This window comes from Oscillibacter sp. PEA192, assembly GCF_003574015.1.
In the GTDB taxonomy this organism is placed as follows: Bacteria; Bacillota; Clostridia; order Oscillospirales; family Oscillospiraceae; genus Oscillibacter; species Oscillibacter welbionis.
In genome coordinates, this window is sequence record NZ_AP018532.1 from 455,825 (window position 1) to 481,842 (window position 26,018).

Genomic DNA, 26,018 nt, shown 5'->3' on the forward strand with positions numbered 1-26,018 from the left:
CTGACAAAAAGAGAATGGGGGGCGCATCCCCCGTGGAAACGGCCCCCTGGCGGGAGCCAGTCTCCCCGGGCGGTTGAAAAGCGCCTCTACACCTCCGCCGGAGGCATTTCCGGCACTGAAAAGAGAAACCTCTCCTGAAAGGAGTCAATCATACACATTATGCAGGACAAGATCATCGTCAAAGGCGCCCGCGCCAACAATCTGAAGAATATCGACGTCACCATCCCCCGGGACAAGCTGGTGGTCATGACGGGCCTCTCCGGCTCCGGCAAGTCCTCCCTGGCCTTCGACACCATCTACGCCGAGGGCCAGAGAAGGTATGTGGAGTCCCTCAGCTCCTATGCCCGGATGTTCCTGGGCCAGATGGACAAGCCCGATGTGGACTATATCGAGGGTCTCAGCCCCGCCATCTCCATTGACCAGAAGACCACCAGCAAGAACCCCCGGTCCACCGTGGGCACGGTGACGGAGATCTACGACTACCTCCGCCTGCTGTGGGCCCGGGTGGGCACCCCCCACTGCCCCAAGTGCGGCAAGGAGATTCGCCAGCAGACCATTGACCAGATCATCGATCAGGTCCTCTCTCTGCCGGAGGGCACCCGCATCCAGGTGATGGCCCCCGTCATCCGGGGCAAGAAGGGTGAGCACGCCAAGATCTTTGAGGACGCCAAGCGGTCCGGCTACGTCCGGGCCCGGGTGGACGGGAATCTGTACGAGCTGGACGAGGAGATCAAGCTGGAGAAGAACAAGAAGCACACCATCGAGATTGTGGTGGACCGGCTCATCATCCGTCCGGATATCCAGCAGCGGCTGACGGACAGCGTGGAGACCGCCTCCGGCCTCACCGGCGGGCTGGTGGTCGTCAACCTCCTGCGGGAGGAGCGGGATCTGACATTCTCCCAGAATTATGCCTGCGAGGACTGCGGCATCTCCATCGAGGAGCTGACGCCCCGGATGTTCTCCTTCAACAACCCCTTCGGTGCCTGTCCCACCTGTACGGGTCTGGGCAGCCAGCTGAAGGTGGATCCGGAACTGATCGTGCCGGACAAGTCCCTCTCCATCCTGGAGGGGGCCATCCAGGCCAGCGGCTGGAACAACATCCGGGGGGACGGCATCTCCCGGATGTACTTCGACGCCCTGGCGAAGAAATACCACTTCTCCCTCACCGACCCCTGGGAGACCCTGCCGGAGGACGTGCGGAGCATCATCCTCTACGGCACCGGCGGGGAGAAGCTGGAGCTCCACTACGACCAGCCCCGGGGCAAGGGCGTGCTGTATCAGCCCTTTGAGGGCATCTGCAACAACGTGGAGCGCCGCTACAAGGAGACCCAGTCCGATGCCAGCAAGCGGGAGCTGGAGGAGCTGATGGCCGAGTGCCCCTGTCCCACCTGTAAGGGAAAGCGGCTGAAGAAGGAGTCCCTGGCGGTGACCGTGGGGGACAAGGACATCGACGCCCTGACCCGGATGTCCGTGGTGGACGAGCTCCAATGGGTGGACCGGCTGGAGCTGACGCACCAGCAGCACCTGATCGCAGACCGGATCCTGAAGGAGATCAAGTCCCGGCTGGGGTTCCTCCAGTCCGTGGGCCTGGGCTATCTGACCCTCAGCCGCAGCGCGGGGACCCTCTCCGGCGGCGAGAGCCAGCGGATCCGCCTGGCCACCCAGATCGGCTCCAGCCTGATGGGGGTGCTGTATATCCTGGACGAGCCCTCCATCGGTCTGCACCAGCGGGACAACGACAAGTTGCTGGCGACGCTGCAGAACCTGCGGGACCTGGGCAACACCCTGCTGGTGGTGGAGCACGACGAGGACACCATGCGGGCGGCGGACTACCTGATCGACATCGGTCCCGGCGCCGGCATCCACGGCGGCGAGGTGGTGGCCGCCGGTACACCGGAGGAGGTCATGGCCAACCCCAACAGCCTGACGGGTCAGTATCTCTCCGGCAAGAAGAGGATCCCCGTGCCGGAGACCCGGCGGCCGGGCAACGGCAAGAGCCTGAAGGTCATCGGCGCGGCGGAGAACAACCTGCGGCACATCGACGTGGAGTTCCCCCTGGGGACCTTTACCGTGGTTACCGGCGTGTCCGGCAGCGGCAAGAGCTCCTTGGTGAATGAGATCCTGTTCAAGAAGCTGGGCGTGGAGCTGAACCGGATGAAGGTCCACCCCGGCAGGTGCGACCGGATCGAGGGAATCGAGTATCTGGACAAGGTGGTGGACATCGACCAGAGCCCCATCGGCCGGACACCCCGGTCCAACCCCGCCACCTACACCGGCCTCTTCAATGACATCCGGGACCTGTTCGCCTCCACTCAGGAGGCCAAGAGCCGGGGCTACGGCCCGGGGCGGTTCAGCTTCAACGTCCGGGGCGGCCGGTGCGAGGCCTGCTCCGGCGACGGTGTGCTGAAGATCGAGATGCACTTCCTGCCGGACATCTTTGTGCCCTGCGAGGTGTGCAAGGGCAGGCGGTACAACCGGGAGACCCTGGAGGTCCGCTACAAGGGCAAGAACATTGCCGATGTGCTGGAGATGACCGTGGATGAGGCGGTGGAGTTCTTCGCACCTCTGCCCAGAATCCGCAACAAGCTCCAGACCCTGTGCGACGTGGGCCTGGGGTATGTGAAGCTGGGCCAGCCCTCCACGGAGCTCTCCGGCGGTGAGGCCCAGCGGGTGAAGCTGGCTACGGAGCTCAGCAAAATCGCCACCGGCAAGACCATCTATATCCTGGACGAGCCCACCACCGGCCTCCACACCGACGATGTGCGCAAGCTCCTGGAGGTGCTCCAGCGGCTGGTGGACAGCGGCAACACCGTGGTGGTCATCGAGCACAATCTGGACGTTATCAAATGTGCCGACCACCTGATCGACCTGGGTCCCGAGGGGGGAGACGGCGGCGGCACCATCGTCTGCACGGGCACGCCGGAGGAAGTGGCTGCCTGCCGGTCGAGCTTCACAGGTCAGTATCTGAAAAAGGTGCTGGAAAAGTAAGCCGGGGCAGACGATCCCCTTGGAGCCCCCGCCGGAGCCCAGCGAAGCGGGTCCGGTGGGGAAAGGACGGGCCGCGGAGGCAGCAAGCCGAAGGCCGGGGCGCGGGATCCGGAGCAGGCGAGGACGCGCACAGGCACGCCGGAGGAGGTGGCCGCCTGCCGGTCGAGCTTCACGGGCTGGTACCTGAAAAAGCTGCTGGAGCGGTAAGACCGCGCAAAAAGGGCCTCCGCTGTATGCGGAGGCCCTTGTCTATGGGGCGTCAATTCCAGAAGTTCGGAAACAGCAGCTCCGAGATCACCTTCACCAGCAGCAGGAGCAGCACGACCACCACCGCAGGCCGGACGATTTTGCTGCCGTTCCTGATGGCCAGGCCGGCGCCCAGATAGTGTCCCAGGATGGAGGCCAGAGCGGCCGCCAGCCCCACACCCAGAACGACGGTCCCCGCCATCAGGGCGGAGCACACACCGCCGATGTTGGAGGCCAGGTTGATGACCTTTACCCCGCCGGCCGCGTGGCGGGTGTCCATCTTGCCCAAGTGGATGAACACCAGCATCAGAAAGGTGCCGGTGCCGGGGCCGTAGTAGCCGTCATACGTCCCGATGAGCAGCGCGGCGGCCCAGACGATGGCCGCCTGCCGCCGGGGCGGGATGGGGGCCGGCTCCTCCGGCCACATTTTGGTCCGCAGGGTGAAGAAGGCCACCACCGGCAGCACCGCCAGCAGCAGATACTTCAGCACCACATCCGGCGTGTGAAGCTGCAGCTGGGTCCCGCAGACGGAGCCTGCCACCGCCAGCCCGGCGGCAGGCAGGAACAGCCGCCAGTGAACGTACCCCTGGTGGATGAAGCGGGCGGTGGAAAACGCGGTGCCGATGCAGGAGGAGAGCTTATTGGTGCCCAAAACAAAGTGGGTGGGCAGGCCGGAGAAGGCCATCAGGTATACAGGGACGGAGATAATGCCGCCGCCCCCGGCGATGGCGTCCATAAAGCCGGCCAGAAAGACGCCGCCGCAGATCAGAAGGACCACCCACAGGGGGAAGCCGTCCAGCGTGGTTTCCGTGAAGAGAGTGGGGACCGAGGCTGACATATATGCACCTCCCGGAGTAAATTCGACAAAATCTCTATCAGTATACCAGCTCCATAGGCCCCTGGCAAGAGCAGAAGCGCCGCAATTTTGCTGAAATTCCCGCATCTCCCCGAAGAAATGCCGCCGGAACGGTTGTTTTTCCGGCGGGCGTGTGATACTGTGAAACAGGCGGGGCGGGATCGCCCGCGAAAATGCTCAAAGAAAGTTGAGGATCACCTATGTCAAACATCAAAAACGTCGCCATGATTACCGTGTGCGGACGGCCCAACGTGGGCAAGTCCAGCCTGACCAACGCCCTGGTGGGGGAAAAGGTGGCCATCGTCTCCAACAAGGCACAGACCACCCGGAACCGCATCTACGGCGTGGTGAACCGGGAGGACACCCAGTATATCCTGCTGGACACGCCCGGCCTCCACAAGCCCAAGTCCGCCCTGGGGGACTACATGGTGAAGGTCGTCACCTCCAGCCTCTCCGACGTGGACTGCGCCCTGCTGCTAGTGGAGCCCATCCCCCATGTGGGCGGCCCGGAGCAGGCACTCATCGACCGGATCCGGGAGGAGGAGATCCCCTGCATCCTCTGCGTCAACAAGATTGACACTGTGGAACCGGCGGAGCTGCTGCCGGTGATCGCCGCTTACAACCAGGCATGGGACGGCTTTGACGCGATCATCCCCATCTCCGCCCACACCGGCAGCGGCCTGAAGGATCTGATGAAGGAACTGCGGAAGTATGCCCAGGAAGGCCCTCAGCTGTTCCCGGACGGGATGACGACGGACCAGCCGGAGCGGCAGGTGATGGGGGAAATCCTGCGGGAGAAGCTGCTGCTGTGCCTGGACAAGGAGATCCCCCACGGCACGGCGGTGGAGATCACGAAGTTCTCTGAGCGGGACAGCGGCGTCATCGACGTGGACGCCACCATCTACTGTGAGAAGGCCAGCCACAAGGGGATCATTATCGGCAAGCAGGGGGCCATGCTGAAAAAGATCAGTTCCCTGGCCCGGCAGGATATGGAGAAGTTCATGGGCACCAAGGTGTATCTGGAGACCTGGGTGAAGGTCAAGGAGAACTGGCGGGACAACGTGAACTACGTGCGGAGCTTCGGGTACCGGGACGAATAAGGAGGAAGCGTGCGGTCTCCGGTATTCCGCAGGCTGCCGTGCGGGGAGTGAGAATATGAGACTGGTATTGAGCGACACGGCACTGCCAACCGGACTGCCGGTCCGGGAGGACTGGCACTATGTGGACCTGAGCCAGCTGAAAATCGCGGACTGTATGGGCTGCTTCAGCTGCTGGGTCAGAACGCCGGGGCGGTGCGTGATCCGGGACGACGCTGTAGGCGTATATCCCCTGATTGCCCACAGCGACCATGTGATCTATGTCAGCCGTCTCTTCTGCGGGTCCTATGACGTACCGATGAAGACCATGCTGGAGCGGGCCATTCCCATCCAGCAGGCGTTTATTCGGATACACCACGGAGAGACGCACCATATACAGCGGGCGGTGGCGGAGAAAGACGCGGTGATTCTGGCCTATGGAGATACCGGAGACGAGGAGCAGGCGCTCTTCCGTCTGCTGGCGGCCCGCAACGCCCATAATATGCTGTTTCGGAGCTGGAGTGTCCGCTTCCTTCGGGAAGAGGAGCTGGCCGGGGCCATTAGGGAGGAGGTACGCGCATGGGAAAGCTCCTGATCGTCAATGGGAGTCCCCGGGCGCCCCGTTCCAACTCCCGGAGGTATATCGAACAGTTTCTTCCGTGTTGGGGAGAGACGGCGGACCAGTATACCGCGCTGAGGGGTGGACCGCTCTCCCCAGAGGACTGTACGGATCTGCTGCTGGTGTTCCCCCTGTACGCAGACGGCATACCGGCGGTGCTGATGAGGACCCTGAAGGAACTCGCAGTATGGAGGGGAACGGCCCGCCCCAGGATCCACGTACTGGTGAACTGCGGCTTTCTGGAGCCGGAGCAGACCCGGCCTGCGGTAGAAATGGTGCGCTTTTTCTGCAAACGATATGGATTTCCCTGGGGGATGGCGCTGCAGATCGGCTCGGGAGAGGCGATCTTGAATACGCCTTTTTCCTTTCTGGTGCGGCGGGGCCTGCGCCGCCTGGCCGCTGGTATGCGGGCGGGACGGAGCGAGGTGCTGTCGGTGCGGATGCCGCTGAACAGGCGGATGTTCGTCTGGGCCTCCGGCCGGTACTGGACTGATTACGGCGCGAAAAACAACATCACCGCCGGAGAGATGCGGACCATGGAGATCGAGGGAGGCTAGAGATTTCCAGCCATAAAAATCCGACAACATTCGCAGACTACTCCTGGGAGGAGGTCTGCGGAATGGACACACAAAGGCTTTGGGAGTGCTTCTGCCTCACCGGCGAACCGCTGGTGTACCTGCTGTATCAGGCCGCTCTGGACCAGGAGTCCGGCGGCGGGATCAGCGCATAGAACGGAGGGCGGACGCTCTCCGTACATAAGGAGGGAGCGCGTTGGCCGAGCGGGCCTACATCGTGACAAAGGGCGTGGTCCTGCGGGAGACGGAGACGAAAGAGGCGGATAAGATCCTGACGCTGCTGACAGCGGACCGGGGCAAGATCTCCGTCATCGCCCGGGGCGTCCGGCGGAAGAGCTGCAAGTACGCCGCCTGCGCCCAGCAGATGGTCTATTCGGAGTGGACCCTCTATCAGAAGGGCGAGTGGTACTACGCCAATGAAGGAGCCACGGCGGAGCTGTTCAACGGCCTGCGGACGAATCTGGAGGCGCTGGCCCTGGGCTGCTACTTCGCGGAGCTGACAGAGACCGTCACGGCGCCGGAGGTCCCTGCCGGGGCACTGCTGCCCCATCTGCTGAACGGGCTGTACGCCCTCTCCGCTTTACAGAAGCCGCCGGCGCTGGTGAAGCCCGCCTTTGAGATCAAACTGCTGTGCTTGGCGGGATATGAACCTTTGGCGGACAGCTGCGCCTACTGCGGCCGGCCGGACCCGGAGCAGCCCCTGCTGGACGTGGTACAGGGCATCCTGCGGTGCCGGAGCTGCGGCGCGAAGGAGAGTGCCCTCTCCATGCCCCTGTGCCCGGATTCCCTGGCGGCCCTGCGGCATATCGTGTACGGGGACCCCAAGCGGCTCTACTCGTTCCGGCTGACAGGCCCGGCGCTGGAGCGACTCTCCGCGGCGGCGGAGGCTTTCGTGGCCGCCCAGCTGGAGCGGGGATTCCGGACGCTGGAATTTTACAAGAGCCTCCAGCCGCCGGAAGAGTTGTCGAAATAAGATACATTTTGTATTTCTTTTGCTGATTTATACGAAACGGAGCGGAATATGACAGAATTTGTCCTCGGCTCCTACCGGCTGGAGGTGGACGTGGAGGCCACCCGGGCCTGGTATGGCCGTTACGGTAACGCTACCGGGGGCTGCGGCTGCGCCTACTGCCGAAACTATGCTGCCGCAGTTGGGGTCCTGCCGCCAGAAGCAGCAGCGTTTCTGGAACCCCTGGGGCTTAACCTCCGCAGGCCCGGAGATATTGGCGAGTATGGTCCCCGCCAGGGCGGGCGGTGGTATATGCCCATGTGGCACATTGCAGGCCGCCTGCTGGAAGCGGGGGAGGGAGAGCTGCCCGTTGCCCCCGGCGTCACCGCCGGGTTCGCCACAGATATGGGACCGTTCCTCCGGAACTTCCCGGAGCCCTGCTTCCAGTGCTGGCTTTCCATGACCCTGCCCTGGGTGCTGGAGGAACCGGCAGATGAAGCAGCTGACGACAGGGACGATGAAGTGAAAACCCTTGACAGGAGAACCGAACCATGAGTGACCTATTTGACAAATCCATCCGCACCCTGGAGCTGCCCCGGGTGCTGGAGCTGCTGAGCGAGCAGGCTGTCAGCGCCGAGGCCAAGCAGCGGGCCCTGCGCCTCCGGCCGGAGACGGAGCCGGAGGAGGTGCTGCGCCTGCTGGACCAGACGGACGCGGCCCGAAATCTCATCGGCCTGCGGGGCAGTCCGTCGTTTTCCGGCGTGAAGCCGGTGGCGGAGGCCCTGGACCGGGCGGACCGGGGCGGCGCCCTGAACACTCGGGAGCTGCTGACCATCGCGGATCTGCTGACCGCCGCCCGCCGGGCCAAGGAGTACTTCAACGACGAGGCGGCGGAGAAAACCGCCATCGACCACCTGTTCCTCTCCCTCCACGGCAACCGCTTTCTGGAGGAGAAGATCAAGCGGGCCATCCCGGACGAGGACACCATCGCCGACGCCGCCAGCACGGAGCTGGCGGACATCCGCCGCCACATGCGGGCGGCCCAGGCCAAGAGCCGCCAGATCCTTCAAAAGATCATCTCCTCCCCCAGCTATGGGAAAATTTTGCAGGAGACCATCATCACCCAGCGGGACGGCCGCTTCGTGGTGCCGGTGAAGGCGGAGCACAAGGGCGACCTGCCGGGACTGGTCCACGACATCTCCTCCACCGGAGCCACGCTGTTCGTGGAGCCTATGGGGGTGGTCCAGGCTAACAACGAGTATATTGAGCTGCAGGCCAAGGAGCAGAAGGAGATCGACCGCATCCTGGCGGAGTTCTCCGCCGAGGCTGCCGCCCACCGGGAGGACATCCAGTGGGACTACGACACCCTGGTCCACCTGGACCTGATCTTCGCCCGGGGCCAGCTGAGCTACAAGATGAACGCCGTGCGGCCGGAGGTCCGCCGGGACGGCGCTATCCATCTGCGCAAGGCCCGCCACCCCCTGCTGGACCCCAAGACGGCGGTGCCCATCGACATCGAGCTGGGGGACACCTTTGACACCTTGGTCATCACCGGTCCCAACACCGGCGGCAAGACCGTGACCCTCAAGACCCTGGGCCTGCTGACGCTGATGACCCAGTGCGGCCTCCACATCCCGGCGGCGGACCGGAGCGCCGTGTCCGTCTATGAGCGGGTGCTGGCGGACATCGGCGACGAGCAGAGCATCGAGCAGAGCCTGTCTACCTTCTCTGCCCACATGGTGAACATCGTGGAGATTTTAAAAGAGGCGGATCGGCACAGCCTGGTGCTGTTTGACGAGCTGGGGGCCGGCACGGACCCGGTGGAGGGCGCGGCCCTGGCCATCGCCGTCATCCAGCACGTGCGGCGGCTGGGGGCCAAGGTGGCCGCCACCACCCACTATGCGGAGCTGAAGACCTTCGCCATGACTACGGCAGGGGTGGAGAACGCCTCCTGCGAGTTCGACGTGGAGACGCTGGCGCCCACCTACCGGCTGCTGATCGGCATTCCCGGCAAATCCAACGCCTTTGCCATCTCCCGGCGGCTGGGGCTGCCGGAGGACGTCATTGCCGCCGCCCAGGGGCAGATGAGCGGCGAGAGCGTCCGGTTCGAGGACATCCTGACCCAGCTGGAGGAGAAGCGCCAGGCCCTGGAGAAGCGGGAGCAGGAGGCGGACCGCCTGCTGCGCCAGCGGGAAGAGGACGCCAGGCGCGCCCGGGAGTTCCGGGAGCAGATGGAGCGGGCCAAGGACAACGCCCGGAGCCGGGGCGAGGCGGAGGCCAAGCGCATCCTCCGGGACGCCCGGACGGCGGCGGACCAGGTGTTCCAGGAGCTCAGCGAGATGCGGAAGGCCCAGGCCAAGGCCGAACGGATGCTGAACGAAAATGAGGCCCGTGCGGCCCTCCGCCGCACGCTGAACGAGGCGGAGGAGGCCGTGTCCCGCCGCGACGCCCGGCAGGAGCCCATCCCCAAGCCCAGCCGCCCCATCCGGGCGGGGGATCTGGTGGAGATCCCCGGTGTCAAAACGCCGGCGGAGGTAGTGTCCGTGGGCAAGGACGGCACCTTGCAGCTGAAAGCCGGTATTTTGAAGATGAAAGCCAAGGTAGACGAAGTGCGTCTTATCGAGGATGACGAGCGGGCCGCCAGGAAGAAGACGCCCTCTGTCACCATTCGCCAGAACGCCGACCGCGCCCTGCGGGCTTCTGCCGCCCGGGAACTGGACATCCGAGGGATGGAGACACTGGAGGCGGAGAGCGTGGTGGAAAACTTCATTTCCGCCGCCGTCATGGGCAAACTGGAGACCGTAACCATCATCCACGGCAAGGGCACCGGGGCCTTGCGGAAGGCCGTCCACGACATCCTCCGCCGGAATAAGGCTGTGAAGAGCTTCCGCCTGGGCGTCTACGGCGAGGGAGAGAGCGGCGTCACCGTGGTGACGCTGAAGTGAGCCGGAGCCTGTCGCCGCGGTGCGGCATCAGGCGTCCTGCGCGGCGGGACCTTGGAGTGTGAGGGCTCTGCCTGACCGCCCCAATTAAATGCGGGATTCCTGTGGGGTGCTCCCCATGGGGGCGGCGAGCCCGGCAACACTGAAATGAGGGGGTTGACATGGCACTGACCTTTCGATTTGCACAGGAGACCGACACGCTCCTGATCCTGCAATTCATCCGGGAGCTGGCCGACTACGAGCACCTGCTGGACCAGGTGGTGGCCGATGAGGCCACCCTCCGGGACCAGCTGTTTGAAAAGCGCCGAGCCGAGGTCCTCTTTGCCCTGGAGGACGGGACAGAGGTGGGCTTCGCCCTGTTTTTTCAAAACTTCTCCACCTTCCTGGGTCGGGCGGGCCTGTATCTGGAGGACCTGTATGTCCGGCCGGAGCACCGGGGAAAGGGATATGGCAAGGCTTTCTTCCGGCGGCTGGCGGCCATCGCCGCGGAGCGGGACTGCGGCCGCCTGGAGTGGTGGTGCCTGGACTGGAACACCCCCAGCATCGGCTTCTACAAGTCCCTGGGGGCGGAGACCATGGAGGACTGGACCGTTTACCGCCTTACCGGACCGGCATTGCAGAGGCTGGCAGAACCGGAATCTCCGGTTGCGGAAACCGATGAGATTTGATATACTGGAGTCACACTAAAACACACATTCTGGAAATTGCACAATGAGGTGATTTTATGCAAGAGCTTGCAAAGCAGTTCCACATTGCCTGTGCTCAGGGGGATATCGGCCGCTACTGCATCCTGCCCGGTGACCCGGGCCGGGTCCCGGCCATCGCCGCCCTGTTTGACGACGCCAAGCAGATCGCGTATAACCGGGAGTTCAACGTCTGGACCGGCACCCTGCTGGGGGAGAAGGTCACCGCCTGCTCCACCGGCATCGGCGGTCCCTCCGCTTCCATCGCTATGGAGGAGCTCCACAAATGCGGTGCCGACACGTTCATCCGCACCGGCACCTGCGGCGGTATCGATCTGAACGTCCAGTCCGGCGACGTGGTGGTAGCCACCGGCGCCATCCGGTATGAGCACACCAGCCGGGAGTACGCCCCCATTGAGTTCCCGGCGGTGGCGGACTTCCAGGTGACAAACGCCCTGGTGGAGGCCACCAAGAAGCTGGGCTTCCCCCTGCACACCGGCATCGTCCAGTGCAAGGACAGCTTTTACGGCCAGCACGACCCCGCTGCCTCGCCCGTGTACTACGAGCTGCAGCAGAAGTGGGAATCCTGGAAGCGGCTGGGCGTCAAGGCCAGTGAGATGGAGTCCGCCGCCCTGTTCGTGGTGGCGGCGGCTCTGGGCTGCCGGTGCGGCTCCTGCTTCCATGTGGTGTGGAACCAGGAACGGGAGGCCGCCGGCCTGGACCAGAAGATGAGTGAGGACACATCCTCCTCCGTGAAGGTGTCTGTGGAGGCCCTGAAGCTGCTGATTGAGGCGGACCGCAAGGCGGGCCGGTAATTGGCTGCGTTTTTGAAAAAAGATGCCCGGAAATTTCCGGGCATCTTTTTTGATTCCCCATTGACAAGTTTACTTGGTATATGGTATGCTCTGCTTGTAAAGAAAACTTGGTAAAATAAAAAGTAAACTATGCAAAATGGTTCGGCATGGATCGGGAGGAGATCCTGCGGCACAGCCGGGCGGCTGGCGACTGGTTCTGATCCTGAGTCTGCTGCTGGCGGGAGCCGCGTTGTTGAATCTGGCCGTTTATGTACGGGGCGTACTGGGATGAGAGGCAGGCCCTATGGCTTGGCAAAGAAAGAAAAGGGAGAACGCTATGGAAAAACAGGAAATTCTGGAGAAGAGCCGGCGGGAGAACCAGAAGGGTGACGAACGGGAGCGGACCATCCGCATGGAGGGGGAGTCCTTCAGCCTGCTCTTCGTGTTTTTGATGGGCCTGATTCTGCTGACCTGGAAGCGGGTCCATGGGCTGCCGCATGAGGATGTGCTGACCATGTTCTGGACGGCCTGCGTGGCCAACCGGGTCTACCGGCTGGCCCGGCGGCGGAATACCTCCGACATCGTGACGCTGCTGATCTCTCTTGCGTTTTTGATCTGGAATCTGGTAAAATTCTTTCAAATGGCCTGAGAGGAGGTAGCGCATGGACCGGGATGAGATTTTGAAAAAGGCTCAGGCGGGGGCGATTGGAATGGACGAGCGGGAGCAGCAGGTACTGGGGCTGTCCTTTGGTATCGGCGGGATCCTGATGGTACTGCTGTGTGTCATTCTCGCCATTATACGGCTGGTGAACGGGCAGGATGCCTATGACTACACGGCCATCGTGTTTCTGTATCTGGCGGGCGTAGAGCTGCATTTGTATTGGAGGACCCGGCGGCGGGGCTTGGCGTTGCTGGCGGCGGCCTGCGGCCTGGTGTTCGCGGGCAACCTGGCCATGTTCCTGCTGGGGTGAGCGCCATGGACGATCAGCTGATCCTGAAAAACCGGCTGAAGGTGGCCCGGGCGGAGAAGGGGCTGTCCCAGACCCAGCTGGCGGAGCTGGTGGGCGTGTCCCGCAACACCATCAGCTCCATTGAGACGGGGCAGTTCAATCCCACCGCCAAGCTGGCGCTGATTCTCTGCATCGCCTTGGACAAGAAGTTCGAGGAACTGTTCTATTTTGAGTGAGAAATTAGGAGTTTGGGTGTCCAGCGGCGCTGACCGGGGCAAATCATCCTGCCTGCGGCGGAGCACAATCCTTCCGCATCCCTAACTGACGGCCGGTCGTTCCGGAGAGAGGAGAGATCTCTGTGGAGAAGGAGAAAATTCTGCAAAGATACCGCCAAGAGGGCGTGGACGAGGGCCGGGAGGAGGTCAACCGCCGGGGAGACGACGCGGGCTTTTACGCCATGTGTGTCCTGGCGCTGCTGTTGATGATCTACCAGGCGTTTACCGGGCAGGTATTTGGAGACGTGGCGGCGATGCTGTTCGTGTTTTGCTCCGTGGGGGCCTTTGCCCGGTACCGGACTGACCGGGACCGGTCCGCTCTGGGCATGGGCATTTTTACCGGCGCTCTGTGCCTGGGATGCCTGGGATGGTATCTGTGGGACACGCTGTAAAAAAGACAGGCGGCGCTGGAAAGCGCCGCCTGCTTGCTTACCGCTTCCGCACCGGGTAGCAGACCTCGGTGACAAATTCTTCTGGGTTCCGGGTCTCGTGGGGACTGACGTGGTAGATGTTGAAGAACAGTCCGTCAAAGGCATAGCCGTTGTCCTCTACCCAGGATGCTACCGCCTGATTCACCTCGCCGATCTGGCGGTAGGGGCCCTGGAAGGTGGCGGAGGCCACTGTCACCGGCGGGATGGTTTTGAATTTGACGTGCTCGGTGTCAGGGTATGTGCCCTTCACCGTCTTTTGGATCTCCACATCCACATCTGCCTCTTTGTACTCCCCGTCGTGGTAGACGCTGATGCACAGGGCCGGATCGCCGTCCTGGATGTGGAGAAGGGCGGTCTCCCTCACAAAGATGTGCCACAGGTCTCCCTCACGGTCGTAGCAGGGAAGGATCTGGCGGACGCTGGCTACCTGCCGCTCCGGCAGGGTCTTGATGGTGACATCGTAGTTCATCTGTTTTTCATCCTTTCTCAGCCGTTCGATGGTTGTGTCCAGAAGCCGCAGCCGGTCCAATGCCTCCTGAATGGAGGCCTCCACCGCTGCCCGCTGGGCCAGCAGGCGCGTCTCCATGGCGGTCCGGTCCTCCCAGCAGGCCAGCAGCGCGGCCGTCTCTGCCAGGGAGAACCCCAGGCCCCGCAGGGCGGTGATCCGGTTGGCGGTCATCAGCTGGGCCGCCGCGTACCGGCGGTAGCCGGTCCAGGGATCGGTCTCCTCCGGCACCAGCAGGCCGATCTCGTCGTAGTGGCGCAGCATCCGGATGCTGATTCTGGACAGCTTTGAAAATTCTCCGATTTTGAACATAGGATCCCTCCGCATATATGCGTTTTCTTGAGCTCACTGCTATGGTATGCCCTGCCACTGTGTGAGAGTCAAGAGAATTTTTTCAAAGTTGCGATGAGAGAAAAAACGTTCCGGCCGCAGAAGCGGCCGGAACGGCGGTGGGCTCAGTCGTCGGTGCGGATGCCCCGTTCAATATCCCGGATATTGTAGGGGGAGGTTTGGTAGACGAAGTAATTCAGCCAGTTGGAGTACAGCAGGTGGGCGCAGGAGCGCCAGGTCACCGCAGGCTTGCGGCTGGGGTCATCGCCGGGGAAGTAGTTCTTGGGGACCCGGATGTCCGCTCCGGCGGTCAGGTCCCGTATGTACTCATTCCGCAGGGTGTCCCGGTCATACTCCGCGTGGCCCATGAGGAAGATCTGCCGGCCCTGGTCGGTCTTGACGGCGTAGACCCCGGCCTCCGGGGAGGAGGCAAGTATCTTCAGCTCCGGGATTGCCTCGATGTCCTCCCGCAGCACTGTGGTGTGCCGGGAGTGGGGCACCCAGAATTCGTCGTCAAAGCCCCGGAAGAGGATGAAGTTGGGATCCTCCACCGTGTGGCGGAACACGCCGAAGAGTTTCTCCGGCAGCTGCCGCTTGGGGATGCCGTAGTGGTAGTACAGCCCCGCCTGAGCGCCCCAGCAGATGTGAAGGGTGGAGTGGACGTGCGTCTTGGACCACTCCATGATCTCGCACAGCTCCGGCCAGTAGTCCACCTCCTCAAAGGGAAGGTTCTCCACCGGCGCGCCGGTGATGACCAGGCCGTCAAAGGTCCGGTCCCGCACCTCGTCAAAGGATTTGTAGAAGGCCAGCATGTGGGCCTGGGAGGTGTTCTTGGACACGTGGCCGCTGGGGGCGATCAACTCCAGCTCGATCTGGATGGGGGTGTTGCCCAACACCCGGGCCAGCTGGGTCTCGGTCTCGATCTTGGTGGGCATCAGGTTCAGCAGCAGGATCTGCAGGGGGCGGATATCCTGGGTGATGGCCCGGGTCTCCGTCATGACAAAGATGTTCTCCGACGTCAGAACGGAGGTGGCGGGCAGCTGGTTGGGGATTTTGATGGGCATCTCACTTCACCTGGTCCAGCGCCTGGGCGATGTCGCCGATCAGATCCTGCTTGCTCTCCAGGCCGCAGCTCATCCGCACCAGGCCCGCGGGAATGCCGGCGGCGGCAAGCTGCTCGTCAGTCATCTGCCGGTGGGTGGAGCTGGCGGGGTTCAGACAGCAGGTCCGGGCGTCCGCCACATGGGTCTCGATGGCGGCCAGCTTCAGATGCTTCATAAAGGTGCCCGCTGCCTCCCGGCCGCCCTTCAGCTCAAAGGACACCACACCGCAGGAGCCGTGGGGCAGGTACTTCTCTGCCAAGGCATGGTACTTGTCCCCTGGCAGGCCGCAGTAGCTGACGGAGGCCACCTTGGGATGTGCCGCCAGGAACTCCGCCACCGCCTGGCCGTTCTCACAGTGGCGGGCCATGCGCACATGGAGGCTCTCCAGCCCCAGGTTCAGATAGAAGGCGTTCTGGGGGGACTGGATGGCGCCGAAGTCCCGCATCAGCTGGGCGGTGCACTTGGTGATGAAGGCGCCCTCCCTGCCGAACTTCTCCGCGTAGGTGATGCCGTGGTAGCTGTCGTCCGGGGTGCAGAGGCCGGGGAACTTGTCCGCATGGGCCATCCAGTCGAACTTGCCGGAGTCCACGATGGCGCCGCCTACCGCCGCGCCGTGGCCGTCCATGTACTTGGTGGTGGAGTGGGTGACGATGTCGGCGCCCCATTCAAAGGGCCGGCAGTTCACCGGAGTGGCGAAGGTGTTGTCCACGATCAGCGGCACGCCGTGGGTGTGGGCGGCCTTGGCGAACTTCTCGATGTCCAGCACCGTCAGGGCCGGGTTGGCGATGGTCTCGCCGAACACCGCCTTGGTGTTGGGCCGGAAGGCGGCTTCCAGCTCCTCGTCGGTGCAGTCCGGGGAGACGAAGGTGACCTCGATACCCATTTTCGCCATGGTGACGGAGATCAGATTGAAGGTACCGCCGTAGATGGAGGACGAGGAGACGATGTGGTCCCCGCAGGAGCAGATGTTGAACAACGCGAAGAAGTTGGCCGCTTGGCCGGAAGAGGTGAGCATAGCGGCGGTGCCGCCCTCCAGCTCGCAGATCTTGGCGGCCACATAGTCGTTGGTGGGGTTCTGGAGGCGGGTGTAGAAGTAGCCGTTGGCCTCCAGGTCAAAGAGCTTACCCATGTCCTCGCTGGTGGCGTATTTGAACGTGGTGGACTGGACGATGGGGATCTGCCGGGGCTCTCCGTTGCCGGGGGTGTAGCCCCCCTGGACACATTTCGTTTCGATGCGGTAATCGCTCATGGTGTGTGCTCCTTTCGACTGGATGAAGATGACTTTGGAGACGAAAAAACGGCTTTCGTCCCAAAGAAAAACTTTGAGACGAAAGCCGTCAGGCTTCCGCGGTACCACTCAAATTGCGCCGTCCTCACGGCCCGACGCCCCTTTTGGGGTCCAGCAACCCCTCTGCCCTGACGCGGCAGTCCTCGGAGAGGCCCTACCGGCGGCGCGCCGCCCTCGAACCCTCGGCTCAGGAGCCATAGGACCTGGAGACCCTTGCCGCCGGCTTCCACCGCCCGCCGGCTCTCTGAGGGCGCCGGTCTCCGTCCCTCTCCATCATCGCTTTGGAACATATTATAGCCACGCCGCGGCAAGTTTGTCAACTGCGGATTTTCGCCTCGCATGGACCGCGGCGGCAGTGGACTTTTGGCCCGGCCTGTGGTACGATGGCCCAAACGGCCGGCGGAGGACGCCGGAGAGGGAGGAGCGCCATGGCCTTTACGCCCATCGACGAGCAGACCTGGGAGCGCCGGGAGTATCTGGAGGTTTTCCGCCAGACCGCCATCTATCTGACGGCGGAGGTGGATATCACACCGCTGTATCGGCACACGAAGGCCCGGGGCGAAAAGCTGTACCCGGCTCTGGTGTGGTGTGTGGCCGCCGTGCTGAACCGGCACGCCCATTTCCGGTATGGCCGGGATGAGGCGGGGCGGATCGGGATTTGGGATGAGCTGCACCCTTATTATACGGTGCCCCGCCGGGACGCCCCGGATCTGTTCGCCATGAAGGTCACCCGCTTTACACCGGACTACGATGCGTTCCTCTCCCGGTTCCGGGAGGATTACGCCCGGGCGGAGACCTGCGGCCGGCTGCTCTGCGACGAGACCCTGCCCCCAAATGTCTGCGGTATCTCCGCCATGCCGGGGCTGGCCTTCTCCGCCTTCAGCTTCGGCGGGGACCCCAAGCCGGACTTCACGCCATTCGTCCTGCTGGGGAAGGTCCACCCGGCAGGGGACCGGACGGTGCTGCCGGTAGGCGGAGAGTTTGCCCATGCCGTCAACGACGGCGGCCACATCAGCGGTTTTTTCAAAGAGCTGGAGGAAACCGCCGCCAAACTGTTTCCGGATTGAAGGAGAGAGAGACCGCCCGTGGGGATGCTTGTCCCTGCGGGCGGTCTTCTATTTGAAAGCCGCGGGCCAAAAAATTCTGCCAGCCCTATTGACAAGAGGTGCGGCTCATGCTATATTAGCCACACGGTTAGTTACTAGACTAATTAACCAGATAACAAGCCGGCAGGAAAGGGGGAACCGCCTTGACGTTGACGGAAGACCGGCCCATCTTCCAGCAGATCGCGGAGCAGCTGGAGGAGGCGATCCTCTCCGGGGCCTACCCGGAGGAGAGCCAGGTGCCGTCCATCACGGAGTATTCGGTGCAGTACCGGATCAATCCCGCCACCGCCCTGAAGGGGATCAACCTGCTGGTGGACGCGGGGCTGCTGTACAAGAAACGGGGCGTGGGGATGTTTGTGGCCTCCGGCGCCCGGGAGAAGCTCCGCCAGAGCCGGCGGGAGCGGTTTTATCAGGACTACGTCCAGCGGATGGTGCGGGAGGCCCGGAATCTGGGGCTGACGGATCAGGAGTTGCTGGAACTTCTGGAAAGGGGAATGAAAGAAGATGGCCATTGAGTTTCAGCACATCTCCAAGCGGTTTGCGGACACCCGCGCCCTGGAGGATGTGTCTTTGACCTTTGAGGAGGGGAAGATCTACGGGCTGCTGGGCAACAACGGCGCCGGCAAGTCCACGCTGCTGAACATCCTCACCGGGCGGCTGTGCCCAGATAGCGGCACCGTCGCCGTGGACGGCGCTCCCGCCGACAGCGACGCGGCGCTGGGCAAGCTGTTCCTGGTGGGGGAGAAGAACCTGTATCCCGACGACATGAAGGTGAAGCGGGCCCTGGACACGGCGGCCGTGTTTTACCCGGACTTCGACCGGAGCTATGCGGAGAGCCTGGCAAAGCAGTTCGAACTGCCGTTGAACAAGAAGATCAACGGCCTCTCCACCGGCTACGGGTCCATCTTCCGTCTGATTTTGGGTCTCAGCGTCAACACCCCCTATGTGCTGTTTGACGAGCCTGTTCTGGGTCTGGACGCCCAGCACCGGGACCTGTTCTACAAGCTGCTGGTGCAGAAATACGCGGAGCACCCCTGCACCATGGTGGTCTCCACCCACCTGATCGCGGAGGTGGCGGACCTCATCGAGCACACGGTCATCATCCGGAAGGGACGCATCCTGCAGGACGCGCCCACGGAAGAGCTGACCGCCGCCTGCTGGGCGGTGTCCGGCCCTGCCGGGGTGGTGGACAGCTGGGCCGCCGGGCGGGACGTGTTTACATCCTCTGTGCTGGGCGGACTCAAGACCGTCTGCATCCGGGGCGGGGGGACAGAGGACCTGCCCGCCGGGCTGGAGCGGCGGCGCGTGGGGCTCCAGGAGTATTTTATCAGCCTGATGGAAGAGGAGGATCAGAGATGAACACGCGATTCGGCCGGGCCTTCCGGTATGAGGTCCGGAATTATTTCCGGGCAGTGGCGATCCTGTGGCTGGTCATGGCGCTGATCCCGGCGGCGATGCTGGCAATCACCTATTTCCTGGCCGGAGAGACGGCTATGGAGGGCAGCTTCAACGGCTATTCCATTGCCGTGGGGATGTTCGGCCTTGTGTTGGGCATGGTGGGCCTGCGGGAGAATCAGCGGGTGCTGAACCAGAACGGCGTGTCCCGTCGGTCCGCCTTCCTGGCGGACGTGGCCGCCCTGGCGGTGGCGGCGGTGCTGGTGGCAGCGGGTGTCACGGTGATTATGGGCGCCTATCAAACAGTCTTGGGCGGCCAGGGCCGGCTGCTGATTACAGATCTGTACCAGGTGATCTATGAAGGACCCTCCGCCGGTGCCGGGATCGGTGGCCTGGTGCGGGGCGCGATCTTCTCCGCCGCGGTGGGCTGGATGCTGGCGGCCCTGGGGCAGTTCTGCTCCGCCCTGTACTGGCGGCTGAACAAGTTCTGGACCATCCTGATTTCCGTGACCGTGCCGCTGGTGCTGATCTTCGGCAGTGTGCCGCTGATTAGCTGGCTGGGCACCACCTCCGCCGGGCGGGCGGCGGTGGAGGCCCTGGCGGCTTTCGGACAGTTCCTGGCCGCATCCCCCTGGAACGCGGCGGCGGTGCTGCTGGCCATGGGGGCGGCGTTCTTCGCCCTCAGCTGGCTGCTGCTGCGCCGGGCCATGATCCGGCCTGCAAAGTAACAGATAAAAGTGAAAAGATAAAGGATAAGAGATCTTCCCAAACAAGGGCATCTCTTATCCTTTATCTTATATCTGATATCTCCGGGGGCGCTCCATGTGTCCTATTGTCCGCCCACGATGCGGCTGTACGTGCGGGTGGTAAGGCCGTAGACCAAGGCGTAGATGGCGCAGAACACCAGCAGCGTCCCGGCGGCGCAGAGGGCGAACAGACGGACGTCAAAGAGGTTGAACAGCTCCAGCAGTTTGCACAGCATGGGGAAGGCTGCCGCCACATGGATGCCCGCCGTCACCAGGGGCAGGAAGAACACCAGCAGCACCTGACTGCGGATGGAGGAGCGGACCTCCCGGGGACTCATGCCCACCTGCTGCATGATCTGATAGCGGCGCTGGTCCTCATATCCCTCGGAAATCTGCTTGTAGTAGATGATGAGCACCGTGGACAGCAGGAACAGCAGCCCCAGAAACACGCCCAGGAACAGGAAGCCGCCGTACATGGTGTACAGGTCCACAGCGTTGTCCTGATGGCTGATGACGGAGTACACGTCATTGGCGTCCGCCGCCAGCAGGGGGTCCACAAAGGCCAGCTTTTCCTCTTCCGTGCCGTCCAGGTCCACCTGGACACGAAATTCCCGGTGGACTCTGCTGGCATCCCGGTCGCTGATGGCGGAGACTACGGTCTCATCCGCCACCACCAGGAAAAGCTGCGCCGTCTGGCCGGAGATCAGGATGGAGCTGTTGTATCGGGGAAAGTCCATGATGGTCCCAGCGATGTGAAAAGGGAGGTCTTCGATATAGAAGGTATCCGGCAGGTCCAGATTCTCTGCCTGGACCAGCACCTCTTCCGGCTCCAGGTCCACGGTATGGCCGGTGAGGCGGCCGTAGTCATCGGCGGTGAGCAACCGGATTTCGGTGCTGACGCCCTCCTGCGCCACAAGGGTGAAGGTGTTTCCTGTGTAATAGCCGACGGTGTCCCCCGGAGTGGACCACTGGAGCAGTTCCACCTTCCGGCCCGCGTCTGCTGCTGCGGCCTGGACCCGTTCCAGGGTGTCCTCGTTCAGTGTTGTCTCCTGTTCCGGCGGCACTTCGTCCAGGGACTGGACCACGTCCACATCATAGGGATACATCCGCTCCAAAGCTCCCTCCAGCCCGGCGTACAGGCTGACGGTGGTGGATACCGTCACCAGCACCATGGTGGAGAGGATGCAGATGTTGGCCAGGCCCACGGCGTTCTGCTTCATCCGGTACAGCAGCCCCGCCACGGCGGTGAAGTGCTTGGGCTGGTAGTAGTACCGGGGGCTGTTCCGCAGGTGCTTCAGCAGGGCGATGGACCCGGCGGTGAACAGGCAGTAGGTGCCGACCATCACCAGCGCCACCGCCAGGAAGAAATAGGCCAGGGCGGTAAAGGGGTCCTCTACCGTCAGAGCGGTGGCATAGCCAGCCCCCAGAGTGACGGCCCCCAGCACCACCAGCAGGCGGCGGGTCCGGGGCTCCCGCTCCCCGGCACTGGCGCTGTGGAGCAGTTCCACAGGACGGGACCGGAGCAGCCCGAACAGGTTCCACACCAGCGTCAGCAGGAAGAGGAAGCCGAAGAGAGCGGCGGTATCGGCCATGCCGGAGAGGCTGATCTCAAAGCCATACTCCACCGGCAGGTGGGACAGCTGCAATAGGAGCAGCAGCACCAGCTTGCTCAACAGCACCCCTGCCGCGAGCCCGCCCACAATGGCCGCGGCGGCGCAGTAGAGCGTCTCCCACACCATCAGGCGGGCGGTGTGGCGCTTCTCCAGACCCAGGATGTTGTACAGCCCCAGCTCCCGCCGGCGGCGCTTCATCACAAAGCTGTTGGCGTACAGCAGCAGAACCGCGGAGAACAGCGTCACCACCAGCCGGCCCAGGTACATCAGGCTTTGGAGATATCCGGCCCCCCGGACGGAGGCCACAATGTCGCTGAAGGTCAGGTAGGAGAGAATGTAGTACATGGCGGCCGTCATGCCGCAGGAGAGCAGATACGGCCCATAGAACCGGCCGTTGCGCATCAGATTCACCAGGGCCAAGCGGGGAAAGAATCCGGACTTACGCATGGGGCTCACCGCCTCCCGCCAGGACCGTCAGGGTGTCGGAGATCCGGCGGAACTGGGCCTCCTGGCTCTCGCCGCCCCGGTAGAGCTGGTGGTACACCTGTCCGTCCCGGAGGAACAACACCCGTCCAGCGTGGCTGGCCGCCTTTACCGAGTGGGTGACCATCAAAATGGTCTGCCCGGTGCCGTTCAGTTCTCCGAACAGCTCCAGCAGGGCGTCGGAGGACCGGGAGTCCAGAGCGCCGGTGGGTTCGTCTGCCAGAATCAACTGGGGGTCCGTGATGAGGGCCCGGGCCACAGCAGCCCGCTGCTTCTGGCCGCCGGAGACCTCATAGGGGTATTTCGCCAAGATGTCCGAGATGCCCAGCTGATCTGCGATGGGGCGGAGCTTTTGCTGCATCTCCCGGTAGTCTGTGCCCGCCAGCACCAGGGGCAGATAGATGTTGTCCTGAAGGGAGAAGGTGTCCAACAGGTTGAAGTCCTGGAACACGAACCCCAGGTGGGACCGGCGGAAGGCCGCCAGATCCCGCTCCCGGATGGCAGAGAGGGGCCTGCCCTCCAGTAAAACCTCCCCGGCGGTGGGGCGGTCCAGGGCCGCCAGGATGTTCAGCAGGGTGGTCTTGCCGGAGCCGGACTCACCCATGATGGCCACGTACTCCCCCTCCTCCACGGAGAAGCTGACGTTGGACAGGGCCTGGACCTGCGTGCCGCCGAAGCGGGTGGTGTAGATTTTCTGTACATGCTGTACTTCCAACAATGGCATCAAGATTCCTCCTCGTATCGGATCATGCCTCTATTGTAGCCAAAGGGCCGGACTGTCTGCCATGGATTTGGCTTACAGTCCGGCCCGATTCCTTACAGTTTCGTCACATTGGGTCACTCCACCACCCGTCGGCCCCGGGAGAGGTCCAGCCGCACCAGCGTCCCCTGCCCGGGGCGGGAGACGATAGAGATCCCGTGGTTCAGCCGGTCCATCACCCGGCGGCACAGGTACAGCCCGATGCCGGTGGATTTCTTGTCCTCCCGGCCGTTGTAGCCGGTGAAGCCCTTCTCGAACACCCGGGGCAGGTCCTCCGGCCGGATACCGATGCCGCTGTCGGCGATGACCAGCGTCTCTCCGTCCCCGTAGATCCGGATGCGGCCCCCGGCGGGGGTGTATTTCAGGGCGTTGGACAGTACCTGCTCCACCACGAAGGAGAGCCACTTCCCGTCCGTCAGCACCGTCCGCCCGGTCTCCCGAAAGTCCAGGGTGATCTTTTTCAGAATGAACATCCGGGCGAACTTCCGCACCGCCTGCCGCAGCAGGCCGTCCAGGTCCGTGTCCCGGAGGACATAGTCCGTGCTCTCGCTGTCCAGCCGCAGGTAGCCCAGCACCATGTCCACATACTGCTCGATCTTCAGGAGCTCCACTTCCACCTCCGTGCCCACAGCGCCGGGATCCTCCTGCAAGAGCAGCCGGGCCGCGGCGATGGGGGTTTTAATCTGGTGGGCCCAGAGGGTGTAGTAATCCGTCATGTCCTCCAGCCGGTCCCGGTTCTCCGCCGCCAGACGCACCCGGTCGGCGCAGACCGCCCTCAGCAGGGCCTGATAGTCCGCCTCCAGTACGCCCCGGGGCGGCGGCAGGGGCAGCACCGACTCATGGACCTTTCGTAAAAGCCCTTCCAGCTCCCGGTGCCGCCGGAGAAAGGCGGAGTACCCCAGGGCAAACAGGACCAGCCCCAGCATTAGGCAGAGAAGGCCTGCATAGGCAACCGCCTCCACCGGCAGGCTGTACAGGGCGAACACGGCGGCGAACACCGCCACCGCCCCGGCCAGCAGCAACAGCAGCTTCCACTGGCGCTTGAGATAGGCTGTCAGCATTCCGTCACCCCTCCACCAGATATCCGGCGCCCTTCCGGGTGCGGATGAAATCCGGGAGGCCCGCCGCCTCCAGCTTCCGCCGCAGCCGGGCGATGTTCACCGTCAGGGTGTTCTCATCCACAAAGCTGTCGGACTCCCACAGCCGGGTCATCAATGCGTCCCGGCTGACGATCTCCCCCTTGTGCTCCAGCAGGAGCTGCAGAATCCGGCACTCGTTCCTCGTCAGCTCCACCCGCTGCCCGTGGGCATCCAGCGTCCCATCAGACACGTTCAGCACCGCGGCGCCGCAGGAGAGCAGGTGGGAAGACGGGCCGAAGTCGTAGGCCCGCCGCAGCAGGGCCTGGACCTTGGCGGAGAGCACCTGTAAATCAAAGGGCTTTGCCAGCAGGTCATCCCCGCCCAGCTGCATGGCCATCACCACGTTCACATTGTCCGAGGCGGAGGTGAGAAATAAGATGGGCGCCTTGGAGACCCGGCGGATCTCCTGACACCAGTGGTAGCCGTTGAAGAAGGGGAGGGAGACGTCCAGCAGCACCAGATGGGGGTCGAAGGCGGCGAACTCCGACAAGACGTCGTCGAACCGCTCCGCGCAGCGGACGGTGTAGCCCCAGCCCTCCAGATGGCGGCGGATGACCCCGGCGATGGCCGCGTCGTCCTCCACGATGAAAATGCGGTACATGAGCCCCTCCTCTCCCCCCGCGGTCAGTTCAGCTCCAGGGACTCCAGCTGGGAGATGATCTCCTGCTGGCGCTCGTAGAACAGCAGCTCCTGGTTGTGGGTGAAATACGCGTCGCAGCCGTAGCGGCTGATGAAGGTGGCGGCGTAGTAGTTGATGGTCAGCTCCGTCACCAGGATCAGCAGCTCCTGCCCCTCCGGGAACACCTCCTCGCAGAAGGCGAAGAGGTTGTTCAGCATCTCCCCGGCGGTCTTGGCCTGGGCTTTCAGGCCCTGGACCATCTGGTCGAAGTCCGCCTTCACTGCAGCAAAGCCCGTCTGACTGTCCACGGTCTGTCCAGCCAGGGCTTTCTGCCGCTCCAGAGCGGCGATGATCCGGCGGTGAGAGCGCTCCGCCTCCTGGGAGAGACTGCCAGACCGCCTGCCGGTGTCGATGCGGGTCTTCTGACGGCGCAGCTGTTCCTCCAGCAGAGCGGCGAGATCCGCCTCCGGCGCGGTCAGGGCGGCTTTCACGTCCTTCAGGATGCCAAGCAGCTCCCGCAGCATCTCCTCCCGCTCCACCACGGAGCGCAGCTCGCCGGTGGCGGCGTCCAGCAGCAGACCCAGCAGGGACAGCCGCTCGTCGAACTTGGCGGCAGAGGCACGCTGGCGGATGGCCTTGGTGGCCTTGCCGGCGAGGATCTTGTCCACCTGGTAGTCGCTGCGGTACTTGTTGAACAGGTCGTAGTAAACCGCGAACTCCTTGGCGATCTTGGGATTCTGGAGATATTGGATGATGAGCTTCTCATCCACCGGCAGGTGGTTCTGCTCGTACAGGTGAATCATCTGGCTCAGGTCGTCCCAGCCCCGGGCGGTGACGAACCGCTTGCCGTTCACCGTGGACTCCACCTTGTAGAAGTCACCCTTCCGGATCTCCAGGTACGTCATCACCGCCGGATGGACGTGCTTCTGGTAGGCAAACTCCTTCCAGGCATCGAAGTCCGGCTCCACGTCGATGCGCTTGAGCCGGTCCCAGGTAACGATGTCGAACTCCCGGACGGAGCGGTTGTACTCCGGCGGGTTGCCGGCAGTGACCACGATCCAGCCCTCCGGCACCCGATGGCGGCCGAAGATTTTATATTGCAGAAATTGCAGCATGGAAGGGGCCAGCGTCTCGCTGACGCAGTTGATCTCGTCCAGGAAGAGGATGCCCTCCTTTTTGCCGGTGGCCTCCATAGTCTCGTACACGGAGGCGATGATCTCGCTCATGGTGTACTCGGAGACCTGGTACTCCTTGCGGTTAAAGACCTTCTTCTCAATGAAGGGCAGACCCAGGGCGCTCTGCCGGGTGTGGTGGGTCATGGAGTAGGACACCAGGCACACGTCCAACTCCTGGGCGATCTGCTCCATGATGGCGGTCTTGCCGATGCCCGGAGGGCCCATGAGGAACACAGGCCGCTGCTTTTCCACCGGCACTGCGTAGCTGCCGAACTCATCCTTGGTGAAGTATGCCGTCATGGCGTTTTTGATCTGTTCCTTGGCCTCTTTGATGTTCATGGTCATTCAACCTGACTTTCCTCAGTATCGGTA

26 protein-coding genes are annotated in these 26,018 nt (G+C 63.3%); 17 read left to right on the forward strand and 9 right to left on the reverse strand.

What is annotated here, in order from left to right:
- Nucleotides 1–159 precede the first annotated feature (159 nt).
- Complete coding sequence (gene uvrA, locus DN611_RS02200) at nt 160–2,988, forward strand: excinuclease ABC subunit UvrA (protein ID WP_021749016.1); 2,829 nt, start codon at nt 160–162, stop codon at nt 2,986–2,988.
- A gap of 259 nt (nt 2,989–3,247) precedes the next feature.
- Here uvrA and DN611_RS02205 read toward each other — a convergent pair whose 3' ends face one another.
- Nucleotides 3,248–4,072, reverse strand: a complete 825-nt coding sequence (locus DN611_RS02205; RefSeq protein ID WP_119310550.1) for a sulfite exporter TauE/SafE family protein — start codon at nt 4,070–4,072, stop codon at nt 3,248–3,250.
- 218 nt (nt 4,073–4,290) lie between these two features.
- Between DN611_RS02205 and era the strand changes: the two genes are divergently transcribed.
- The 12 genes from era (at nt 4,291) to DN611_RS02265 (ending at nt 13,345) form a co-directional block, all read left to right on the forward strand.
- Complete coding sequence (gene era, locus DN611_RS02210) at nt 4,291–5,190, forward strand: GTPase Era (protein WP_021749019.1); 900 nt, start codon at nt 4,291–4,293, stop codon at nt 5,188–5,190.
- 55 nt (nt 5,191–5,245) lie between these two features.
- Nucleotides 5,246–5,761 carry an NAD(P)H-dependent oxidoreductase gene (locus tag DN611_RS02215; protein ID WP_021749020.1) on the forward strand — a complete coding sequence of 172 codons (516 nt, stop codon included), beginning with the start codon at nt 5,246–5,248 and terminating at the stop codon, nt 5,759–5,761.
- Entirely contained in the window at nt 5,746–6,342 is a 597-nt protein-coding gene (locus DN611_RS02220) for a hypothetical protein (protein WP_021749021.1), read from the forward strand. Before DN611_RS02215 ends, DN611_RS02220 begins: the two co-directional genes overlap by 16 nt.
- Before the next feature lie 214 nt (nt 6,343–6,556).
- The gene (recO, locus tag DN611_RS02225) at nt 6,557–7,333 is read left to right on the forward strand and encodes a DNA repair protein RecO (protein ID WP_021749022.1); all 777 of its coding nucleotides are present in this window, start codon (nt 6,557–6,559) and stop codon (nt 7,331–7,333) included.
- A gap of 48 nt (nt 7,334–7,381) precedes the next feature.
- Nucleotides 7,382–7,864: a hypothetical protein gene (locus DN611_RS02230; RefSeq protein ID WP_021749023.1), complete on the forward strand. Its 483-nt coding sequence runs from the start codon at nt 7,382–7,384 to the stop codon at nt 7,862–7,864.
- Entirely contained in the window at nt 7,861–10,254 is a 2,394-nt protein-coding gene (locus DN611_RS02235; RefSeq protein ID WP_021749024.1) for an endonuclease MutS2, read from the forward strand. The genes DN611_RS02230 and DN611_RS02235 overlap by 4 nt, the downstream gene beginning before the upstream one ends.
- Before the next feature lie 158 nt (nt 10,255–10,412).
- Nucleotides 10,413–10,919 (forward strand): GNAT family N-acetyltransferase, encoded by a 507-nt coding sequence (locus DN611_RS02240; protein WP_021749025.1) that lies wholly within the window; start codon nt 10,413–10,415, stop codon nt 10,917–10,919.
- Between the two features lie 56 nt (nt 10,920–10,975).
- Complete coding sequence (gene udp / locus DN611_RS02245) at nt 10,976–11,749, forward strand: uridine phosphorylase (RefSeq protein WP_025545035.1); 774 nt, start codon at nt 10,976–10,978, stop codon at nt 11,747–11,749.
- Between the two features lie 316 nt (nt 11,750–12,065).
- On the forward strand, nt 12,066–12,377 hold the full coding sequence (locus tag DN611_RS02250; protein WP_119310551.1) for a DUF6442 family protein: 312 nt from the start codon (nt 12,066–12,068) through the stop codon (nt 12,375–12,377).
- A 13-nt stretch (nt 12,378–12,390) separates the two neighbouring features.
- Nucleotides 12,391–12,699, forward strand: a complete 309-nt coding sequence (locus DN611_RS02255) for a DUF6442 family protein (RefSeq protein WP_119310552.1) — start codon at nt 12,391–12,393, stop codon at nt 12,697–12,699.
- Between the two features lie 5 nt (nt 12,700–12,704).
- The gene (locus DN611_RS02260) at nt 12,705–12,914 is read left to right on the forward strand and encodes a helix-turn-helix transcriptional regulator (RefSeq protein ID WP_021749029.1); all 210 of its coding nucleotides are present in this window, start codon (nt 12,705–12,707) and stop codon (nt 12,912–12,914) included.
- A 122-nt stretch (nt 12,915–13,036) separates the two neighbouring features.
- Entirely contained in the window at nt 13,037–13,345 is a 309-nt protein-coding gene (locus DN611_RS02265) for a DUF6442 family protein (protein WP_119310553.1), read from the forward strand.
- 37 nt (nt 13,346–13,382) lie between these two features.
- On the opposite strand, the gene DN611_RS02270 is transcribed toward DN611_RS02265, so the two are convergent.
- The 3 genes from DN611_RS02270 to DN611_RS02280 all read right to left on the reverse strand — a co-directional run bounded on the left by DN611_RS02270 (nt 13,383) and on the right by DN611_RS02280 (nt 16,571).
- Nucleotides 13,383–14,201: a MerR family transcriptional regulator gene (locus DN611_RS02270; protein WP_021749031.1), complete on the reverse strand. Its 819-nt coding sequence runs from the start codon at nt 14,199–14,201 to the stop codon at nt 13,383–13,385.
- Nucleotides 14,202–14,344: 143 nt separating this feature from the next.
- A complete protein-coding gene (gene metA, locus DN611_RS02275; RefSeq protein WP_025545037.1) occupies nt 14,345–15,283 on the reverse strand; it encodes a homoserine O-acetyltransferase MetA in 939 nt (312 codons plus the stop codon).
- 1 nt (nt 15,284) lies between these two features.
- Nucleotides 15,285–16,571, reverse strand: a complete 1,287-nt coding sequence (locus DN611_RS02280; RefSeq protein WP_119310554.1) for an O-acetylhomoserine aminocarboxypropyltransferase/cysteine synthase family protein — start codon at nt 16,569–16,571, stop codon at nt 15,285–15,287.
- Between the two features lie 467 nt (nt 16,572–17,038).
- Between DN611_RS02280 and DN611_RS02285 the strand changes: the two genes are divergently transcribed.
- From DN611_RS02285 to DN611_RS02300, 4 genes are all read left to right on the forward strand, one after another.
- Complete coding sequence (locus DN611_RS02285) at nt 17,039–17,677, forward strand: CatA-like O-acetyltransferase (protein ID WP_025545038.1); 639 nt, start codon at nt 17,039–17,041, stop codon at nt 17,675–17,677.
- A 182-nt stretch (nt 17,678–17,859) separates the two neighbouring features.
- Entirely contained in the window at nt 17,860–18,231 is a 372-nt protein-coding gene (locus DN611_RS02290) for a GntR family transcriptional regulator (RefSeq protein WP_021749036.1), read from the forward strand.
- Nucleotides 18,221–19,075 (forward strand): ABC transporter ATP-binding protein, encoded by an 855-nt coding sequence (locus tag DN611_RS02295; protein ID WP_119310555.1) that lies wholly within the window; start codon nt 18,221–18,223, stop codon nt 19,073–19,075. The genes DN611_RS02290 and DN611_RS02295 overlap by 11 nt, the downstream gene beginning before the upstream one ends.
- Nucleotides 19,072–19,839: a hypothetical protein gene (locus tag DN611_RS02300; protein ID WP_021749038.1), complete on the forward strand. Its 768-nt coding sequence runs from the start codon at nt 19,072–19,074 to the stop codon at nt 19,837–19,839. The genes DN611_RS02295 and DN611_RS02300 overlap by 4 nt, the downstream gene beginning before the upstream one ends.
- A gap of 101 nt (nt 19,840–19,940) precedes the next feature.
- Here DN611_RS02300 and DN611_RS02305 read toward each other — a convergent pair whose 3' ends face one another.
- From DN611_RS02305 to DN611_RS02325, 5 genes are all read right to left on the reverse strand, one after another.
- The gene (locus DN611_RS02305; protein ID WP_021749039.1) at nt 19,941–21,917 is read right to left on the reverse strand and encodes an ABC transporter permease; all 1,977 of its coding nucleotides are present in this window, start codon (nt 21,915–21,917) and stop codon (nt 19,941–19,943) included.
- Nucleotides 21,910–22,677 carry an ABC transporter ATP-binding protein gene (locus tag DN611_RS02310; RefSeq protein ID WP_021749040.1) on the reverse strand — a complete coding sequence of 256 codons (768 nt, stop codon included), beginning with the start codon at nt 22,675–22,677 and terminating at the stop codon, nt 21,910–21,912. Before DN611_RS02310 ends, DN611_RS02305 begins: the two co-directional genes overlap by 8 nt.
- Nucleotides 22,678–22,790: 113 nt before the next feature.
- On the reverse strand, nt 22,791–23,774 hold the full coding sequence (locus tag DN611_RS02315) for a sensor histidine kinase (protein WP_021749041.1): 984 nt from the start codon (nt 23,772–23,774) through the stop codon (nt 22,791–22,793).
- A gap of 4 nt (nt 23,775–23,778) precedes the next feature.
- On the reverse strand, nt 23,779–24,453 hold the full coding sequence (locus tag DN611_RS02320) for a response regulator transcription factor (RefSeq protein ID WP_119310556.1): 675 nt from the start codon (nt 24,451–24,453) through the stop codon (nt 23,779–23,781).
- 23 nt (nt 24,454–24,476) lie between these two features.
- Nucleotides 24,477–25,985, reverse strand: a complete 1,509-nt coding sequence (locus DN611_RS02325; protein ID WP_119311872.1) for an ATP-binding protein — start codon at nt 25,983–25,985, stop codon at nt 24,477–24,479.
- Nucleotides 25,986–26,018: the final 33 nt, after the last annotated feature.